Source organism: Vibrio floridensis, from assembly GCF_021852965.1.
Classification (GTDB): Bacteria; Pseudomonadota; Gammaproteobacteria; order Enterobacterales; family Vibrionaceae; genus Vibrio; species Vibrio floridensis.
In genome coordinates this window covers 1-2298 of the sequence record NZ_JAKGCY010000047.1, presented here as the reverse complement: position 1 = coordinate 2298, position 2298 = coordinate 1, and the positions used below count along the sequence as shown (strand labels likewise).

Genomic DNA, 2298 nt, shown 5'->3' with positions numbered 1-2298 from the left:
GATTTATTAAATCGGGTCTCTTGATAAGGGTACTAACTTCGTATTTCATCGTACTAACTCCTAATTGCCATAACGCCGCGTTAAGGGGTGCAGGCACGCAATACAAAAGCTACCGCACAGCGCCGTAACCACCGAACTCAACGCAAACTGAAAATGCCACGCGTGCCAAATCCCTCTTAAACGCTTTGTTATACCGTTACTTACAGCTGACCCAATACCTAGCCAAAGGATTTGGAAACACCTTACCTATAACGATTTTTTCAAACTCACCACCGTTAGCTTCGATAACACCACGCGATGCAAAGTTATCTTCATCAGCAGTCAGCAGTGCTCGCTCGATGCCAAGAGCGGAAGCTTTCGAAAGCGCCAACTTCAGCATTAACTTACCGTTACCCTTTCTACGATATGAGGGGGCTATATCGTAACCAATATGCCCACCTTCTAAAGAGAGGAAATCATTGTCGATATTATGGCGAACCCGAATAGCTCCGAGAATAGACCTTGTACTATCTATCAGCCAGAAATGACTACATGGTACATAACCGTCACGTAAGTTTATACCCGTAGCTTCGTCACTCAAGCGCTGAACATATTTGGAAAAATCAACTTTACCTTCAAGGTAATACTCAGCATTTTCAACATCGTTTTGAGCAAAGTCCTCATAGAACCGTTCAAACGCAGACTTAAACTCTTGCGATGGTACAACTAACTCCATGTAATTTTCTCCGATAAGGTATAACGCCCGCCTAAGGGGCTGGCAACGCATTACCACTAAACTCAAACACAACAACCGTAACCACCGCGGCTCATTGGGACTGGAAACGCCGCGCGTTGACAGTCCCTCTTGAGGCGTTTGTTAGCTTCGTAGCCTATTGTTTCACAATGACTTTTTAACACATTTTCTTGAAAGTAATTTTACGCAAAAGCATCAAGCAAACATACGTCCAACGCAAAAAGCTGTGAAGTTGGCTGCCAAAACTCACAGCGCTCAAGGTTAAGTTGATCACTTGAAGAATCCACATCAAAGAAAGCGCTACTTCAGCGATGATGCAGCCTTTTGTGAAGCTAAACTTTCCGTGTGGAACATCCAACAAAAGTGAAGCATCGAGGTTTGATGGATTTCAGCAACTTTGAAACTGCTGAAAATTCAACACTTTCTACCAAATTAGCATCAGAAAAACTCGAAAGCCAAGTTGTGAAATTTGAACGCTAAAGGCTGAATTTTTAAAGCAATTAAACCCAGATTTTGATGATTTTCTCTTCAAGAAGCTAACGCTGCGTTAAGGGGTGAATGCCGCCCAAACCAACTTTCCGCAGACAACTTTCACCACCCAAAAACACCGCATACTAAAAATGCCACGCGGCATGAATCCCACTTAAACGCCTTGTTATGCTTAAGCTTCAATGGGTTACGTTTTTCTGGAAACAAGATTAACTCGACTTTGATTTACAAACAAAAGCCAAAACGTAGAAAACTGAAATGACTCATAACTTTTGATAATCAGACTTTGAAATTTGGCTGCTAAAACTCAAAAACCTAAGATCAAATTGCTGATTGAGCCAGCAGCCCTAGCCTCGTGCTTACCTGAAAATTGATTGAGGCAATTCTCCGAATTTCCAGCACCAAAGAATAAGTGTCCGAAAAACAGCGCCCAATGAAGTCAACTTGCCGACAAGCACAAAACCAATCAGCCGAGGGAACAAAGAAAAACCATAAACCACTGATTTTACGTGATTAAGCATAACGCTGCGTTAAGGGGTGAATGCCGCTTAAACCAACTTTCCGCAGACCACTTTCACCACCAAAACCCACCGCATACCAAAAATGCCACGCGGCATGAATCCCTCTTAAACGCCTTGTTATGCTTAAGCTTCAATGGTTTAAGCTTTACTAGAACCAAGATTAACTCGACTTTGATTTACAAACAAAAGCCAAAATGTAGAAAACCGAAATGACTCATAATTTTTGAAAATCAGGCTTGGAAATTTGGCTGCTAAAACTCAAAAACCTAAGTTCAAAGCTCTGTTTGAGCCAACTGCCCCAACCTCGCGCTTACGCGAAAACTGATTGAGGCAACTCTTTGAATTTCCAGCGCCAAAAAATAAGTGTCCGGAAAACAGCGCCCACTGAAGCCAACTTGCCGACAAGCACAAAACCAATCAGCCAAGGGAACAAAGAAAAACCATAAACAACTGATTTTATGTGATTAAGCATAACGCTGCGTTAAGGGGTGAATGCCGCCTAAACCAACTTCCCGCAGACCACTTTCACCACCAAAACTCGCCGCATACCAAAAA

General features: G+C 42.6%; 1 protein-coding gene and 1 pseudogene. Both read right to left on the bottom strand.

Going from position 1 to position 2298, the window contains the following annotated elements; genetic code table 11:
* Positions 1-196: 196 nt before the first annotated feature.
* Positions 197-715 (bottom strand): GNAT family N-acetyltransferase, encoded by a 519-nt coding sequence (locus LZU85_RS20625; protein ID WP_061058597.1) that lies wholly within the window; start codon positions 713-715, stop codon positions 197-199.
* A 200-nt stretch (positions 716-915) separates the two neighbouring features.
* Positions 916-1091, bottom strand: a pseudogene (locus tag LZU85_RS21220) (DUF645 family protein).
* Positions 1092-2298 lie beyond the last annotated feature (1207 nt).